At 57.6% G+C, this 14,595-nt stretch carries 14 protein-coding genes; 11 read left to right on the plus strand and 3 right to left on the minus strand.

Going from position 1 to position 14,595, the window contains the following annotated elements; all coding sequences use genetic code 11:
* The first annotated feature begins 3 nt into the window (after positions 1–3).
* The 5 genes from AC58P5_RS17430 to modB all read left to right on the plus strand — a co-directional run bounded on the left by AC58P5_RS17430 (position 4) and on the right by modB (position 5,234).
* Complete coding sequence (locus AC58P5_RS17430) at positions 4–222, plus strand: hypothetical protein (protein ID WP_497388639.1); 219 nt, start codon at positions 4–6, stop codon at positions 220–222.
* A gap of 248 nt (positions 223–470) precedes the next feature.
* Positions 471–3,041, plus strand: coding sequence for an ATP-dependent helicase HrpB (hrpB, locus tag AC58P5_RS17435; RefSeq protein ID WP_497388641.1), 2,571 nt, complete (start codon positions 471–473; stop codon positions 3,039–3,041).
* Between the two features lie 41 nt (positions 3,042–3,082).
* Entirely contained in the window at positions 3,083–3,538 is a 456-nt protein-coding gene (locus AC58P5_RS17440; RefSeq protein WP_497388643.1) for a GNAT family N-acetyltransferase, read from the plus strand.
* Positions 3,539–3,710: 172 nt separating this feature from the next.
* Positions 3,711–4,541, plus strand: coding sequence for a molybdate ABC transporter substrate-binding protein (modA, locus tag AC58P5_RS17445; protein WP_497388645.1), 831 nt, complete (start codon positions 3,711–3,713; stop codon positions 4,539–4,541).
* A 3-nt stretch (positions 4,542–4,544) separates the two neighbouring features.
* Positions 4,545–5,234: a molybdate ABC transporter permease subunit gene (gene modB, locus AC58P5_RS17450; protein WP_497388647.1), complete on the plus strand. Its 690-nt coding sequence runs from the start codon at positions 4,545–4,547 to the stop codon at positions 5,232–5,234.
* A 59-nt stretch (positions 5,235–5,293) separates the two neighbouring features.
* Here the strand turns inward: modB and AC58P5_RS17455 are convergent, their stop codons facing one another.
* Both AC58P5_RS17455 and helD read right to left on the minus strand, forming a co-directional pair.
* Positions 5,294–5,590, minus strand: a complete 297-nt coding sequence (locus AC58P5_RS17455; RefSeq protein WP_497388649.1) for a DUF3817 domain-containing protein — start codon at positions 5,588–5,590, stop codon at positions 5,294–5,296.
* A 140-nt stretch (positions 5,591–5,730) separates the two neighbouring features.
* Positions 5,731–8,139 carry an RNA polymerase recycling motor HelD gene (gene helD, locus AC58P5_RS17460; protein ID WP_497388651.1) on the minus strand — a complete coding sequence of 803 codons (2,409 nt, stop codon included), beginning with the start codon at positions 8,137–8,139 and terminating at the stop codon, positions 5,731–5,733.
* A 366-nt stretch (positions 8,140–8,505) separates the two neighbouring features.
* Between helD and AC58P5_RS17465 the strand changes: the two genes are divergently transcribed.
* The 4 genes from AC58P5_RS17465 to AC58P5_RS17480 all read left to right on the plus strand — a co-directional run bounded on the left by AC58P5_RS17465 (position 8,506) and on the right by AC58P5_RS17480 (position 12,210).
* A complete protein-coding gene (locus tag AC58P5_RS17465; RefSeq protein ID WP_497388653.1) occupies positions 8,506–10,020 on the plus strand; it encodes a serine hydrolase domain-containing protein in 1,515 nt (504 codons plus the stop codon).
* Positions 10,021–10,148: 128 nt separating this feature from the next.
* Positions 10,149–10,871 (plus strand): class I SAM-dependent methyltransferase, encoded by a 723-nt coding sequence (locus tag AC58P5_RS17470; RefSeq protein ID WP_497388655.1) that lies wholly within the window; start codon positions 10,149–10,151, stop codon positions 10,869–10,871.
* A gap of 221 nt (positions 10,872–11,092) precedes the next feature.
* Positions 11,093–11,542 (plus strand): flavodoxin, encoded by a 450-nt coding sequence (locus tag AC58P5_RS17475; RefSeq protein ID WP_497388657.1) that lies wholly within the window; start codon positions 11,093–11,095, stop codon positions 11,540–11,542.
* A complete protein-coding gene (locus AC58P5_RS17480; RefSeq protein WP_497388659.1) occupies positions 11,539–12,210 on the plus strand; it encodes a hypothetical protein in 672 nt (223 codons plus the stop codon). Before AC58P5_RS17475 ends, AC58P5_RS17480 begins: the two co-directional genes overlap by 4 nt.
* Here AC58P5_RS17480 and AC58P5_RS17485 read toward each other — a convergent pair.
* Entirely contained in the window at positions 12,207–12,863 is a 657-nt protein-coding gene (locus AC58P5_RS17485; RefSeq protein ID WP_497388661.1) for a D-glycero-alpha-D-manno-heptose-1,7-bisphosphate 7-phosphatase, read from the minus strand. The genes AC58P5_RS17480 and AC58P5_RS17485 overlap by 4 nt on opposite strands.
* 127 nt (positions 12,864–12,990) lie before the next feature.
* Here AC58P5_RS17485 and AC58P5_RS17490 point away from each other — a divergent pair, with 127 nt between their 5' ends.
* The gene (locus tag AC58P5_RS17490) at positions 12,991–13,536 is read left to right on the plus strand and encodes a GNAT family N-acetyltransferase (RefSeq protein ID WP_497388663.1); all 546 of its coding nucleotides are present in this window, start codon (positions 12,991–12,993) and stop codon (positions 13,534–13,536) included.
* 132 nt (positions 13,537–13,668) lie between these two features.
* Positions 13,669–14,595: a non-homologous end joining protein Ku gene (ku, locus tag AC58P5_RS17495; protein WP_497388665.1), complete on the plus strand. Its 927-nt coding sequence runs from the start codon at positions 13,669–13,671 to the stop codon at positions 14,593–14,595.

Consider the following 14,595-nt stretch of genomic DNA (forward strand, 5'->3'; position numbering starts at 1 on the left):
CGCGTGCAAGGTGTTCACTCCAAGGGGACGATGGGAGCGTCCTCTTTTTTTGTGCAATCGGGTGAATGGACGGGAAGCGGTCAATTGGTTTATGCTGTGAAAAGAACTTCCGGTCATTCGCTCTGCCGGATTCAACCGGATACGAAGACCGACCGCCAACGGAGCGGCTCTTTCGTGTTTTTGAAAAAACGATCCGGCGCAAACCCGCAAGCCCGGCAGTAATTAGGATCGGCCGGGATTCGGCCGCGAATGACCGATCCTGGCGCACAAAGGTTTTGCCGGCAGGATAAACGACGCGGCCATTTTTTGACGCGGACATGAAGACATGCTTCGGGTTGGATGAAGCCGTGAAGTTCGGCGGGCTATAAGGTTACGCGCAAAGGCAGTTTAGAATCGCTTCTATAATAGAGCAAAGCATGATAAAGAAAAGCAAGCGTTGACTTTTAACGAACTAAACGGGGGATACAGATATGAACGTACCGGTGGAGGCAGTACTCCCGGAGCTGCTGGATGTGCTGCGGCGGGAGCAGAACGCCGTCCTTATCGCCCCGCCAGGAGCGGGCAAAACGACGCGTGTGCCGCTTGCTCTCCTCAAGGAGCCCTGGCTGGACGGCAAACGCATCCTGATGCTGGAGCCGCGGCGAATTGCGGCAAGGGCTGCCGCAGCTTATATGGCGTCCCTGCTGGGGGAAAAGACGGGCGAGACGGTCGGGTACCGGATGCGCTCGGACACGAAGGTCGGGCCGAAGACACGGATCGAGGTCATTACGGAAGGGGTCCTTACCCGCATGCTCCAGCGCGATCCTTCTCTTGAAGGAGCGGGAATCGTGCTGTTCGACGAGTTTCACGAGCGGAATCTGGCGGCGGACCTGGGTCTGGCCCTCTGCCTGCAATCCCAGTCTCTGCTGCGGGAGGACCTGAAGCTTCTGGTCATGTCCGCAACTTTGGAAGGAGACGGAGTGTCGGCGCTGATGAACGGCGCTTCCGTCGTCACGAGCGAGGGCAGGATGTACCCGGTCGAAACCCGTTACAGACGGGAACCCGTAAAAGGGTCCGTGGAAGCGGCCGTCCTGGATACCGTTCTGCAAGCCTGGCATGAAGAGGAAGGGGACCTGCTCGTGTTTTTGCCGGGAGCTCCCGAAATACGTCGGGCGGAAAAAGAACTCGCTGCCCAGCTCCCAGCCGGACAGGCTCTCATTGCGCCGTTGTACGGCAGTCTGACGCAGGAGCAGCAGGACCGCGCGATTCTCCCGGACTCGCAGGGAAGGCGCAAGATCGTGCTGGCGACGACGATCGCCGAGACGAGTCTGACCGTCGAAGGCGTGCGCATCGTCGTTGATAGCGGCCTCGTGCGCGTTCCGCGCTTCTCGCCGCGCACCGGCATGAGCCGCCTGGAGACGACCGCGGTCTCCCGCGCCTCCGCGGATCAGCGGCGCGGCCGCGCGGGACGCCTTGCGCCGGGTGTCTGCTACCGGCTGTGGACGGAGCAGGAGGAGAGGCGCCTCGCCCCCGCCGGACGGCCCGAAATCGCGGAGGCGGATCTCGCCCCGCTGGCGCTGGATCTCGCCGTGTGGGGAGCCCGGCCGGATGAGCTGGCCTGGCTCGACGCTCCACCGGCGGCCGCTTACGCGCAGGCGTGCAGCCTGCTTCGCAGGCTCGGAGCGCTGGGCGAATCGGGTGCCGTTACGGCTCACGGCCGCAGCATGGCCGCTCTGGGCCTGCACCCGCGCCTGGCGCACATGGCGCTGCGGGCACTTTCGCTTGGCGCGGGAGGGCTTGCCTGCGAGCTGGCGGTGCTGCTCGGCGAGCGGGACATTCTCCGCGGCACGCCGTCGGCCCGGGATGCGGACCTGCGGCTGCGCGCCGAAGCTCTGCGGGCCTATTCCGGCCCGGGGCGCGGGACGAAGCGGTCGCCGCACAACGGCAGCGGCTCCGCCGGCGCTCCCGCTGCGGAGCCGGAAGACTTCGCGGCCGGGTCCGTACCGGAAAGCGCGGATGTTTCCGTGCTGCGCCGCCTTGGAGCGGAAGCGGTCCGCTGGAAACGGGAGCTGGGTGTCCCGGAAGGCGAATCGGGCGGCACGGAACGGACGGGCCTGCTGCTCGCGTTCGCCTTTCCCGACCGCATTGCCAGACAGCGGTCGCCCGGGCGGTTTACCCTCAGCAGCGGCAGAGGGGCCGTTCTGCCTGATATGCAGCGCCTCTCGTCGGAGCCTTGGCTGGTTTGCGCCGATCTGGACGATCAGGGCGCGGAAAGTACCATTTATTTGGGAGCTCCCGTGAGGCGGGACGAGCTTGAGGAGCATTTTGCGCATGAAATTGTCGAGGAAATAGCGGTAAGCTGGGACCGGCAGGCTCAGGCCGTACGGGCCAGGAAAAGGACGTCGCTCGGCGTGCTGGCCCTCCAGGAAATCACCGTTGCCGCTCCAGACCCGGAGCTTATGCGGGATGCCCTGCTTCAGGGGATCAGAAGCCAAGGGCTGGAGGTACTGGGATGGAGCAAACCGGCAAAGCAGCTGCGCGAGCGGCTGAGCTTTATGGCGCATCATGATGACCGGTGGCCGGATGTTTCCGATGAAGCTTTGCTCGCCGGTCTGGAGGAGTGGCTGGGTCCGCATGTGTACGGGATGAAAAGCCGGGGAGACCTCCAGCGTCTGAATCTGGTGACGGTGATGGAAGCGATGCTTACGTGGGAGCAGCGGAGGCTGCTGGAGGAGCAGGCTCCGACCCATCTGGCCGTGCCGAGCGGCTCCCGCATCCCAGTCGATTACAGTGCGCCGGAAGCGCCCGCTCTGTTCGTCCGGCTTCAGGAAATGTTCGGGCTCAAGGCTACGCCTGCCATCGGCGGCGGACGTGTGCCCTTGACCCTGCATCTGCTTTCTCCGGCACAGCGGCCCGTTCAGGTTACGCGCGATCTGGAAAGCTTTTGGAAAGAGGCTTATTTCGACGTGAAAAAAGATCTCAAAGGCCGCTACCCGAAGCATTACTGGCCGGACGATCCGCTTGAAGCGATTCCGACCAGCCGGGCGAAGCCGCGTAAATAGTCCGGAAACGGACCCGTCATTGGAATAAACGAGGTGCGGATATGAACGAAAAACCAACCATCCGGCTGATCCAGCACGATGAGCTGGACCAGCTTCTGGAGCTGTACCGGCAGCTGAATACGGAGGACCCCGTCATTCCTCCAAGCGAGGAACTGGATAGTCAGTGGAACGAAATGTTCCATAATCCCCGAATGAAATTTGTCGTAGTGGAGGACGACGGGAAGCTGGCTGCCGTATGCGTGCTTGTCATCGTCCAGAACCTGACACGCGGCGGACGCCCTTACGGCTTGATTGAAAACGTCGTGACCCACGAAAATCACCGCAAAAAAGGATACGGCAGTCTGATTTTGCAAAAGGCGCTGGATTTGGCCCGGAAGGCGGACTGTTATAAAGTGATGCTGCTGACACGTTCCAAAGAGGACGCGACACTTCGTTTTTACGAAAAGAACGGGTTTGAAAAAGACGTCAAAACCGGTTTTATCTCGTACTTGTGGTAATGGGTGACCGGAAACGGGAGAGGGCAGGGAGAGGACGGGACAGATGGACAGCAAGGGCTGTCATCCCTGGTGCAGATGAAGATTTGCCGGTAGTTCGAGGCACTGACTGACCGGAAGTCTCGACATTGAACAGGTTAAGTTTTTTACGTAATGAAAGGAAGGAGGGACCGCTGTGCTGATGAAGCGGGTAGGGCAAGCGATTGCGGCAGGAATTCTGCTGCTGGGACTCGCCGCATGTTCGGCCGGGCAAGCCGGTACTTCGAACGGGAAACCGGACACAAGCGGGGAAGCTGACGGGAGGGCGGCTGAACTGACGGTTTCGGCAGCCGCCAGTCTCAAGGATACGCTGGAGGAGATCGGCCGGCGTTACGAGAGCGCGAACAGCGGCGTGAAGCTGCTCTATAATTTCGGATCTTCGGGGACGCTGCAGAAACAGATCGAGCAGGGAGCTCCCGCGGACATCTTCATTTCGGCAGGGGTGCCGCAAATGAAGGCACTGCTGGATAAGCGGCTCATCGACAAGGAACATTCCGGCGTTCTGCTCACCAATGAGCTGGTTTTGATCGTACCGGGGGATTCGGGAGCAAACATCGCCGGTCCGGAAGACCTTTTGAAAGAGAAGATCAAGCAGGTCGCTGTAGGGGAACCCAAAACCGTTCCGGCGGGCAGTTACACGCAAGAGGTCTTGAATGGAGCCGGGATCTGGGATAAACTGCAGCCCAAAATCGTGTGGACCAAGGATGTCCGCCAAGTGCTGGCTTATGTGGAATCGGGAAATGCGGATGCGGGATTCGTCTACAAAACGGATGCCCTTACTTCCGGTAAAGTGAAAACGGTATATACGGCAAAAGAAGCGGCGGCAAGTTCGCCGATTGAATATCCGGCGGGAATCGTTGCGGGCTCGAAGCAGGCGGGGGAGGCCCGGAAGTTTTATGAGTATCTGTCTGGAGCGGAAGCGCGGGAAATTTTCACGAAATACGGCTTCGGCTTAAAAAATTCCTGAAGTATGCCGGTGAACATGGAAACGTTCCTCTCTCCGGTCTGGCTGTCGCTGAAAATCGCGCTGCTGTCGGGAGTTCTCGCCTTCGTACTCGGCATACTGGCGGCCAGGCTCGTAAATAAACGCCCTTTCAGGGGGAGGACCTTGCTGGAAACGGTCTTTATGCTGCCTCTTGTCCTGCCGCCCACCGTAATCGGTTTTCTGCTTCTGCTCGCCTTAGGCCGGAGAAGCTGGATCGGCCGTCTGGCGGAATGGCTCTGGGACCAGCCGGTCGTATTCTCCTGGGGAGCGGGGGTCATCGCGGCGACGGTCGTTGCTTTTCCGCTTGTCTACCAGTCGGCCAAAACGGGCTTCCAGACGATCGACCTGGACTTGGAAGGAGCCGCGCGGTCTATGGGAGCCGGCGAGTGGCAGGTTCTGTTCCGGGTTACGCTGCCGCTTGCCAGACCGGCGCTCGTGACCGCTTTTGTGCTCGGTTTTGCCCGGGCGCTGGGGGAATTCGGGGCCACGATCATGATCGCGGGAAATATCCCGGGACGGACCCAGACGGTTCCGACGGCCATTTACACCGCAGTCGATTCGGGCGACTATACGCTCGCCTGGTGCTGGACGGCGGCGATCGTCTCCTTTTCTTTTCTGCTCCTGCTTGCGGGCAACTTCCGCCGGAATCCGCCCGACGGAAGCTCCTCCCCATAGAAAAACCTGCCAAGGCATGCCTTGGCAGGTTTTTCGTTTCTCGTACGTTTTTTTACGGGTCAGGACCAGCCGTCCTTCTTTAAACGGGCGTCCAGCACGAAAGTGCCGAACGGCAGGAAGGAGGCCAGGATGGCGATCAACACTTTGAGGATCGACCAGCGGTGAACGAATGTGACGTGTGCGACGGCGAGCAGGAAAAGGACGAACAGCAGTCCGTGCAAGCCTCCGACAACCGTAACGGGTTGAGGGATGTCCGCGAAATGCTTGAGCGGCATGGCGATAAGCAGCAGCAGGAGGAAGGAAACTCCCTCGAGAATGCCGATCACGCGCAAACGCCCGATAGGGGTACTGAGCATGGTTAACATACACCGCCTGTGTAAGAAAAGTGAGGGAAGGAGAAATCTCTCTTCCTTACTGTATCACAGAGCGAATGCCACTCTCAAACAAGCCGGGCGGGCAGCTCCCCGGACCGGTCCGCGACTTGGTGACGAGAGCGTTATTCCACGGTCACTACGGTATAAACGGCCGGATCCAGCGCCGCTACGAACGGAGTCACCGTTCCCGCGGAGTAGAGCTGGAGCTTGTGCATGGCCCTCGTACAAGCCGTGTAGAACAGCTTCCGCTCGCTTTCGCGGCTGTAGACGGCGGCGGAGGCGTCGTAGATGAGCACCGCGTCGAATTCGACCCCCTTGGCGAGATACGCGGGGATGACCATGACGCCTTTCTCGAACGAAGGCGTATCCTTGCGGATGAGGCGGAGCCCATCCAGGCCGCTCAACGCTTCGAAGGCGTGCTCGCTTTCCGCGGCGGTTTTGCAGATGACGCCGATGGACGCGCTGCCTTCCGCCTGGAGCGCCTTGATTTCCGCCGTCATCCGGCGGACGAGCGCGTCCATGCCCGCGTCCGTGCCCGTGAAAACGGCGGGCTTGCCGCCTTCCCGGTCGAACGGCTCGATCAGAGCGCCGTCCTTCAGCATGCCGCGCGTAAACTCGACAATTTCCCTTGTCGACCGGTAGCTGCGGTGCAGCACGATTTGCTCCGTCTCGCCGGGACCGTACAACTCCGCAACGGGCGTGCTTCCTTCCAGCGTGGTCGCCTGGGCGAACACGGCCTGGTTGAAATCGCCGAGCACGGTCATGCGGCAGCGCGGGAAGAGCCTTTTCAGAAATTCGAACTGAAAAGGGGAATAGTCCTGGGCTTCGTCGATCAGGACGTGCCGGACGATCGTGTTGGTACGGAAGCCTTCGACCAGTTCCTGCAGGTACAGGAACGGTGTCGCGTCTTCGTACGGCAGATCGCCCCGGTTCATCCGGTCGAGCGTGTACGTGCAAATTTCATCCCACAGGGCCGGTAGTCCGTCCCGGTCATCTGCCATCTCCCCGGTAACCGCGGCATCCGCCGCCGCAACCGCCCGGTGAAGGGACTGAAACAGCGGCTTGTTCTCGTACAGCTGCCGGTACAGGCCGGGAACATCGACGAAGCGGAGCCTTTTAACCCGTGTCCGAAGGGGCTTAAAATGCTCCCGGACAATCATTTTCCGCAGAAGCTGCTCTTCCACGTCCGCATCGTCGAAGCTTTCGGAGCGTCCCCGCCGTTTGCGCAGTTGATTGTAGGCCCGCTGATACGCCTCTTTGTCGAGGAAATCGAGCTCGTCGCGGACCCAGTCCTCCTGCATCTCCAGCTCCTGGTACGCCGCAAGCTCCTCCAGCAGCCACTCCTTCATAAGCTCGATGCGGTTGGCCAGACGGATAGAAGCATCATAGCCGTAGAAGCGGTCCGATAAGGCTTGACGGGACAGGATTGCCTTATCCCGGAAAACGATGTCTTTGAACAGCATATGCTCCTTCAGAAGCTGATCTTTATAAGCGTGAATAACGTGCAGGAAGCGGGAGGAAGCCTTGTAGCGGATTCCGCTCACTCTTGCGGCATACCCCGGAGTCTCTTCGTCCGCCAGCACGTATTCGATCTGATCGAACGGGTCTTCGATGTCGAACCGTCTGCCGAGCCGATGATGCAGATAATCCTGAAACGTTGTCTGCTGCATATTTTCCTCGCCAAGCTCGGGCAGAACGGTCGAAACGTAGCTGTTGAAAAGCGGATTGGGCGAAAACAGCACCATCTGGTCTGCGGTTAAGGTGTTCCGGTGTTTGTACAGCAGATAGGCGACCCGCTGGAGTGCCGCGGACGTTTTGCCGCTGCCGGCCGCGCCTTGAACGATAAGCATCCGGGAGCTGTCGTTGCGGATAATGCGGTTCTGCTCCTTCTGGATGGTGGCGACAATCGTCTTCATCTGAGAGCCTGCTCCTTTGCTGAGCACCTGCTGGAGCAGTTCGTCGCCGATCATCATGCCCGTGTCGAAAAGGAAATGGATACGACCGTCGCGGATAATAAACTGGCGCTTGAGTTCGATTTCGCCTCCGACAAGTCCTCCGGGCGTGTTGTATTCGCCCGGGCCGGGCGCGTAATCGTAGTAAAGACTGGCGATGGGCGTCCGCCAATCGTAGACGAGGAAGGTTTCGCCGTCCTCATCGAGAAAAGAAGACACGCCGACGTATACCCGCTCGGTCCGGCTCACGCCGTCTTCATTAAAATCAATCCGCCCGAAATAAGGGGAGGGCAGAAGACGTTTCATCCGGTCGGCCAGCTTCTTGAGCTGCCGGTGGGTTCTCTCTCTCTCGGATAAAACTTCGGCCTGCTGCCTCAAGCTGAGGTACGTATCCAGGACATCGTCGTCATGAGCCAGATTGACGGTCACTTCATCCCAAAAATGTTTACGGATATCGACAACCTGCGATTTGAGCTGCCCGACATCGGGTTCGATTTTATCAAGCTGCTGCCTGAGCTTGCTTCTGACGAGATCGACCCTTTGCTGTTCGTGCTGCCATTCTTCTTTGGAAACCGACAAGAAAACCCCTCCTTAAACGTGAAAGAAACAACCCGCATAAGCGGCTGTGCAAAAAAAGTTGACAAAGCTGCGCTAAGGTGATACGATAATAACAGATAAAAGCGCTCAATACGTTTAATTACTAGTATTGACAGCGGTTTTTTATTTTACCATCTTTACTTAAATAAATCAAACTTGTTTTAAGCCGTCAGGATAACTGGCGGCTTTTTTGATTTTTAAGGGAGTTCTGATGAAATGAAAGGCACGACTCAGGTGACGATTTTGTAAGCCGGAAACGCGTGTTTGCAAGGGAAATCGATGGGTCTCTTCTCCTTATCGCCTTAAACTGATCCTATCAACGGAAATGATGATCCCGGAGGAGACTGGATGAAGATGAACCTAGGAGCTACCATCAAACTTGCAAGGACCCGGAAGGCGCGCTCGGGAATAGGGGGGCGGATCCTGCTTGCAGCCGCCGCAGCTCTTTTGATTGCGGTGCCGGCCGCCGAAGCGGCGGGGAGCGTTTCCGGTAAGGCGGATACCGCAAGGATCGACGCTTACATGGAAGCGGTCATGAGCCGGCTGCATATTCCCGGAGCCGCGCTCGGCATCGTGAAGGGGAGCGATACGCTCTATCTTCAGGGCTACGGCACAAGCGGTCCGGACGGTACAAAAGCGACCCCGCAGACCGCATTTGTACTGGGATCGACAAGCAAATCGATAACGGCAGCGGCCGTGATGCAGCTTGCGGAGCAGGGAAAGATCGATCTGGAGGCGCCGGTGCGCCGCTATTTACCGGAGTTCAAGACGGCGGACCCGGAGCGGTCCGACCGGATACGGGTCAAGGATCTGCTTTACCAGACGAGCGGATTCTCGAAATACGACGGTGTGGCCGCTCTGACGCACGGGGATTCCACAATCGGAGCCCACATCGGCCGTCTGGGTAAAATTTCGCTTGTCCGTGATCCCGGAACGAGTTTCGAATACTCCAACTTGAACTATAACGTATTGGGCGGCCTGGTGGAGAAAGTATCCGGAACGTCTTACACAGCTTATGTAAAAAACAATCTTTTCGAACCTCTCGAAATGAAAAGCAGTTTCGGTTCACCTCCTGAGGCGGGCGGGGCGGACCTGGCGACGGGGTACCAGTCGGTTTTCGGCTTCAAAACTCCGACCCGGCAGCTTGCGCATACCGGCACGGTGCCTTCCGGTTATCTGATTTCCACCGCGGAAGATATGACCCACTACCTCAGCGCGCAGATGAACGGGGGCCGTTACAAGGAGAAATCGGTCTGGAGTGAAAATAGCAACGCGGCGCTGCACAAACCGGAAGCTTCCATGGGTGGCGGTGCTTCCTACGCGATGGGATGGACGGTCAAAAACGGGATTCTCTTTCATGACGGAGCGACCGAAAACACGTATTCGTTTATGGTACTTCATGGCGACACGGGCATAATTCTGCTTCTTAACACGATGGATTATCTCGTCTCGTACGATCAGATCGTAATGGGGATATACGGCATTTTGCAGGGGGAAGACGCTCCTGTCGATGACCTTCCGAACTATAACCGGACGTATGCGCTTGCCGATCTGGCGATGGTCGTCGTGCTTGCGCTTGCCGTCCGCAGTTTTTACGGCCTGTTCCGGAGGAAAAAACGCGTGAAGCCGACGGCTGGCCGCATCGCGCTCAGTGCAGCCGGAATTGCGGGGGTTCACCTGCTGCTCCCGGCCGGCATTCTGATGCTGCCCAAGCTGCTTCATGCGCCTTGGCCGGTTTTGATGGTTTTCCTGCCGGGACTGTCCCACGTGTTGTATTTTATGGCAATCTTGCTGATTTGTACCGGTCTGCTTAAGTTCGCGGCTGTTGTCCGGGCGCTTCGGGCGAGAAAACTCGCGCAATAGAGGACACTAGGTCCCGGACTGGCAGCCGGACGAAGCCGCAGTCTTTACGTTTCGCCCGTTAGACGCTTCAACCCGGCATTTTTTGGGGTAAGCATGGGTAGCGAAAAAGCAGCGGAAGGATGATGAGCATGAATTTGGCACGTTTACAGCGTATCCGGCGTGAGGAGAAGGCATATCACGAGCAGTATTTTGAAGAGCACGATTTGTACGAGAAGGACAGCTGGCTGGAAGAGCCGGATGAGCGGGTTTTGGGGTATTTGGAGAAGCTCCGGGACGGGAAGCCTTTGCAGGTGCTTGATCTGGGATGCGGTGTCGGACGGAATTCCATTCCGCTGGCCCGGAAGCTTGGCCCGGCAGGCGGCAAAGTCGTCTGCGTGGATCTGCTGGACAAAGCGCTGGAGCAGCTTGAGGCAAACAGCGAGGAATACGGTGTTCGGGAGCTTATCGAAACCGGGCAAGCGGACATCAGCGAATACGAGGTGCCCGGGAACACGTTCGATTATATCCTCGCGGCCTCCAGCCTTGAGCATGTCCGTTCCGAAGCCGCCCTGGATAAGGTGCTGGCAGGACTTGCGGCAGGAACCAAAGACGGAGGCATCAACTTCATCCTCATGAACACGAATATAAGAGAAGTGATTGCGGAAACCGGCGAGGGACGCGAAACGCTGATTGAGCTGATTTTGACGAAAGAACAGGCGCTCGAAAAACTCCGGCAGGCATATTCCGGCTGGGAGGAACTTGATGTGTCCCATAAGCCGCTGGATATCGAAATCAACCGGGGCGAAACGCCCGTCATTATGAAAACGGACTGTTTGAGCTATGCGGTCCGGAAGCGGCAGGCGGAGTTTTAACGTGTTGCGGAAAGGTGAAGTAGAATAGAGGCACGAGATAGATGGAAAGCGAAGAACCGCAGAGAAGCTGCGGTTCTTTTTGTTTTTCGTTGAGAATAATTTTCAATTAGGGATTGAAAACAGAGCGGAGACCCTCTATACTTATTATGAAAATGATAATCATTATCAATGAAATGAGACCAGTCATAATCAATTTACATAGATGGAGGGACGTGTGACGGATGAGCACATTTATAGTCGTGTACGCAAGTTTAACGGGCAATACGGAAGAAATGGCGGACGCCGTGGTGGAAGGAATCAAACAGGCCGGCGGAACGGTGACGGTCAAGGATATTCTGGACGCCCGTGCCGCTGAACTGGAAGCCTACGACGGCATCGTGCTCGGAGCTTACACATGGGGAGACGGAGAGCTGCCGGACGAGTTTCTGGATTTTTACGAAGAGATGGATGAGCTGCGGCTGCCCGGTAAAATCGGAGCGGTATTCGGCTCCTGCGATTCGAGCTACGCCCAGTACGGAGCGGCCGTGGATTTATTGACGGAGAAGCTTCAATCCCTCGGCTGCTCGATGCAGGAAGGGCTGAAAATCGAGCTCTGCCCGTCGGCTCCCGAACGCGAAGCGTGCAGAGAATTCGGACGGCAGGCGGTACTCCGCCTCCAGGGGGCCCTGTGAGCGGCGCGGCAGCGGCAGGCCGGATGGAGGACGGGCGGCTGGAGCAGTTTATCCGCTGCCCCGGCTGCTTCTATTCCGGCGGGAACTGTCAGGAGAGCGAGCCGTGGCGCGAGAGCGCGAGAGCTTCGGCCGACCGGATCATCCGCGAGTTCTACGGCATCGACGCTTCCCGGCGGACCGCGGACATTATCCTGGAAAGGCTGGAAATGTACTTGACCGGTCCGGAGGAGTCGGGGCTTGTGATGGAAGATTATTTGCGGATGAAGAAGAATCTGGCGAAATATTTGATTCTCGCCCTGTTTCAGGAAGAGAAGACGGACCCCCCGTTGTTCCTCTTCGAGACGCTCTCCGTACAGGTCGAAGAGCTTGACCTGGAGCTGGTCATGCACCTGCATGTAGGCGAATGGGCGAACGGCTCCTATACGCTGAAGCGGTACTATCTTGACGAGGACTGGTGCGTCGTGAAGGCCTACCTTCAGTTGTCGCTCGTTTTCGCCTACAAGGCTTTCGGCAGGCTGCCGGGGCAGATCGAAGCCTACAACCTGCTGACCGGGGAAGCCTACCGGATTCGGCCCAAAATGGACGATCTGCAGGCTTCGATGGATTTTCTGCGGCTGACGGATACGCTTATGCGCGAGCCCAAGCGCGGGCGGATTATGCTCGCCTAGCCGCTGCGCCGCCCCTTTCCGGCGTCCGCCTCCGCCTCCTGCCGCACAATAATTACTGCGGCTTCCAGCAGAGAGGAAGCCGCAAAATCCGCTCCGTCCGGACCGGCGGTGAGCGCTTCGGCAGACTCCCCGCCGCCGATCCGGATCGTGCGGGTTCCGGCCGCCCGGCCCGCCCCGATGTCGGTCTCGCTGTCGCCGATCATGTAGCTCCGCGCCAAATCGATGCCATGCTTGCGGGCCAGGTCGAGCAGCATGCCGGGCTTCGGCTTGCGGCAGCGGCAGCCTGCGGCCGGCCGGTGCGGGCAGTAGGCGATATCGTCGATGACCGCGTCCTTTGCGGCCAGCAGCTTTTTCAGACGCCGGTGAATGTCCAGAAGCGTCTTCTCCGTCATAAATCCGAGTCCGATCCCGCCTTGATTCGTGACGATGCATACGAGAAAACCGGCCTCCTTCAAGCCTTTGACGGCTTCCGGCACGCCGGGCGGCAGATGCAGATCGGACGGTTTGTTCACGTGGCGCACCCTGCCGGTCATCACCTCGTTCAGGACCCCGTCGCGGTCCAGGAATACGGCTTTTTTCATCGTTGATCCCTCCTGAAGTAAAGCATCGAGTATATCGTCCATAATCTCGCGGGAACCTTTCTTTCGTTTCATGGTACAGGAATTTTGCCGGCCGCTCACTAAAAATATCCGGCTGAACCGTCGCCTTACGTCTAAGACCTGTGATAAACTGGTTTAATCGCAAATTTTTTGCAAAAAAACAGGAGGATTGGAGACTGCCATGATTATCGGCGAACAGCCATTTTACGTGAACGGATTATCGTATACGATCCGATCTGCAGCCGCAAAAGATGCGGAGCAGTTATCCCGGTTAAGAGTGCAAATCGACGGAGAAACCGAAAATATGGACCGGGAACAAGGGGAAGCGTTTATCGACGCGCGGGGCTTCGAGCAGCTGGTTCAAGCGGATTCGGAGAGCCCGAGAAACTTGTTTTTAGTCGCGGCCGTAGAGGACCGCATCGTCGCCTTTTCCAGATGCCAAGGCAATGATCTGATCCGGTTCTCTCATAAAGTCGAATTCGGAGTCGGGGTGCTGAGAGATGTTTGGGGGCACGGAATCGGGAAAAATCTGCTGAAGACCTCCATCGACTGGGCCGATTCCAACGGAATGACGAAAATGACGCTGACTGTACTGGAAACGAATGAGAAAGCCGTTAAGCTTTATCGGAAGCTCGGTTTTGAGATCGAAGGGGTTCTGAAAAAGGATAAACGCCTTTCGGACGGCACCTATTACAGCACGCTCGTGATGGGCAGATTGAACGAATAATTCCTTTTGCGCGCAGGATGGGGTCTATGACCTCATCCTGTTTTTTCCGTCCGGCTCTTTGATTGATCCCCCCCGGCTCTCGGTTAAGTACAACACATACGCTTCTTTAAGCGAAACGGAGGGGATTGACACATGCAAACGATCTGGAAGGGCGCCATCAGCTTCGGTCTTGTCAACGTACCGGTTAAAATGTACACGGCTACAAAGGACAACGACATTCCGATGAAAATGCTGCACAAAGAATACAATGTGCCTATCCATTACACCCGGACCTGCCCGAAATGCGAGAGCGATGTGAACTGGAGCGAGATCGTCAAAGGCTACGAATATGAACCGGGCCATTTCGTCACGTTCGATAAAAAGGAGCTGGAAGGGCTCGCTTCGGAGAAATCCCGCGAAATCCGGATTCTCGATTTTGTCCAACTGGAAGAAATCGACCCGATCTATTTCCAGAAAACGTATTACCTGGCGCCCGACGAATCGGGAACCCACGCTTACAATCTGCTTGTTTCCGCACTGGAAGAAACGGAGAAAATCGGAATCGCCAACGTCACGATCCGTTCCAAAAGCAGTCTGGCCGCAATCCGCGTCATCGACGGAGTACTCTCCATGGTGACGATGTGGTATGCCGAAGAAATCCGGCCCAAGGAGCAGATTCCAAATTTGCCGGAAGAGGCCGAAGCCGATGAGCGTGAACTGGAAATGGCCAAAATGCTGATCGAGCAGCTCACCGGGGAATTCGATCCCGGCAAATATGAAGACGAATACCGCGAACGTCTGATGGACGCGATCGAAGATAAAGTAGAGGGCAAGGAAGTCAAAGTGGCCCCGGAGGAGAAAAAATCGAACGTCATCGACCTGATGGACGCTCTGCAAGCGAGCCTGAAGCAGATGAAAGATAAGCAGGGAGCGGCTGGAACCGAGAAGAAAAAGGCCTCCGGAACAGCCGGACGAACCGATTCAGGAGGAAGGAGCAAGGCCGAGACCGCTCCCAAAACGGCCGCCAAAGGCAAGCCGAAAAGCCGTTCCAAGTCTTCGTCCAAGAAGACGGGGAGCTGA

Source organism: Paenibacillus sp. JT31N7, from assembly GCF_059692095.1.

What these genes read in the sequence shown, in the direction of transcription:
- hrpB (WP_497388641.1), top strand. Translation starts at nt 471, where the DNA reads ATGAACGTACCGGTGGAGGCAGTACTCCCGGAGCTGCTGGATGTGCTG.
- AC58P5_RS17440 (WP_497388643.1), top strand. Translation starts at nt 3,083, where the DNA reads ATGAACGAAAAACCAACCATCCGGCTGATCCAGCACGATGAGCTGGAC.
- modB (WP_497388647.1), top strand. Translation starts at nt 4,545, where the DNA reads ATGCCGGTGAACATGGAAACGTTCCTCTCTCCGGTCTGGCTGTCGCTG.
- AC58P5_RS17455 (WP_497388649.1), bottom strand. Translation starts at nt 5,590, where the DNA reads ATGCTCAGTACCCCTATCGGGCGTTTGCGCGTGATCGGCATTCTCGAG.
- AC58P5_RS17465 (WP_497388653.1), top strand. Translation starts at nt 8,506, where the DNA reads ATGAAGATGAACCTAGGAGCTACCATCAAACTTGCAAGGACCCGGAAG.
- AC58P5_RS17470 (WP_497388655.1), top strand. Translation starts at nt 10,149, where the DNA reads ATGAATTTGGCACGTTTACAGCGTATCCGGCGTGAGGAGAAGGCATAT.
- AC58P5_RS17475 (WP_497388657.1), top strand. Translation starts at nt 11,093, where the DNA reads ATGAGCACATTTATAGTCGTGTACGCAAGTTTAACGGGCAATACGGAA.
- AC58P5_RS17485 (WP_497388661.1), bottom strand. Translation starts at nt 12,863, where the DNA reads ATGAAACGAAAGAAAGGTTCCCGCGAGATTATGGACGATATACTCGAT.
- AC58P5_RS17490 (WP_497388663.1), top strand. Translation starts at nt 12,991, where the DNA reads ATGATTATCGGCGAACAGCCATTTTACGTGAACGGATTATCGTATACG.
- ku (WP_497388665.1), top strand. Translation starts at nt 13,669, where the DNA reads ATGCAAACGATCTGGAAGGGCGCCATCAGCTTCGGTCTTGTCAACGTA.